This is a genomic window from Salinadaptatus halalkaliphilus, from assembly GCF_006543045.1.
GTDB lineage: Archaea > Halobacteriota > Halobacteria > Halobacteriales > Natrialbaceae > Salinadaptatus > Salinadaptatus halalkaliphilus.
The window spans coordinates 1-1001 of the sequence record NZ_RBZW01000041.1 but is presented as its reverse complement, the minus strand read 5'-3'; the positions used below and the strand labels follow the sequence as shown (position 1 = coordinate 1001).

The following is a 1001-nucleotide window of genomic DNA, read 5'->3' as shown; positions in this document are numbered from 1 at the left end:
CGCTCTTGTGTAGGAGATTGTTGATACCGCTCAGCTGTGGCTGTCGAATCAAAGAGGACAAGGACACCGCGTCAGCGGTGTCCGATACGTATGATTCCGCTAGATGTGTTTGGGTCGGAATCGGTCGCAGCGGACCTGCTCCAACAGGTTCGCTGGCGTAACGGAGTTTCCTGTCCCCGCTGCCGTTCTGACCTGACGGTCAAGAACGGCAGCTATGGGCACTTTCAGCGCTATCTGTGTAAGAATTGCGACCGTACGTTCAACGACAAGACCGGCACAATCTTCGCTCATTCGAAGATTGCACTCAGGAAGTGGCTGTTCTCGATTTACGCGTTTCTCCGGTTTAACACGAGTCTTCGCCAACTTCAGCTAGAAATCGACGTTCAGTACAAAACGATTCACCAGCGTGTCGAGCGCTTCACGAAGGCGCTCGACGCGCCTTCGCTCGACCTTGTCGGTCCCGTCGAAATCGACGAAGTCTACGTTTCTGCAGGGCTAAAAGGCCGCGAGCGCGACCAACCGTCGCGCTCGCGTGGCCTGTCCACGCGTGGACGGGGATCGTACGAGCAGGACAAACCACCGGTGTTCACGATCGTCGATCGCGGTACCGGAAATCGGTACGTGATCCCCGCGAAATCCGCCGACGAATCGACGGTTCGGCTCCTTCTCGCAAACCGCGAGAAGGAGCCACTGACGGTCTACACTGACGGATTTCGTGCCTACGATCCACTCAATGAGGACGACGCATTCGACCGCGAATACGTCGTCCACGGCGATGGCGAATATGCGGACGATGACATTCACGTCAACACCTGTGAGAGCCACGGATCGCTGCTGCGACCGTGGCTCTCGCCTCATCGAGGCATCTCAAAAGATAAGCTCACACAGTATCTCCGAGCCTTCCAACTTCGGCGGAAACTATTTCGAAAACCGGGGAGAAAAGCGCTCAAACACGCTATCAAAGCTACACTGTGAAATCAACAAAGTGCTACACAAGAGCG

At 55.6% G+C, this 1001-nt stretch carries 1 protein-coding gene; it reads left to right on the top strand.

Features of this window, described 5'->3' with window-relative positions; translation table 11 throughout:
• The first annotated feature begins 90 nt into the window (after positions 1-90).
• Positions 91-975, top strand: a complete 885-nt coding sequence (locus D8Y22_RS14275; protein ID WP_141465376.1) for an IS1595 family transposase — start codon at positions 91-93, stop codon at positions 973-975.
• Positions 976-1001: the final 26 nt, after the last annotated feature.

Bases quoted from the DNA above. Each gene is read 5' to 3' on its own strand.
- D8Y22_RS14275 (WP_141465376.1), top strand. From the start codon at position 91: ATGATTCCGCTAGATGTGTTTGGGTCGGAATCGGTCGCAGCGGACCTG.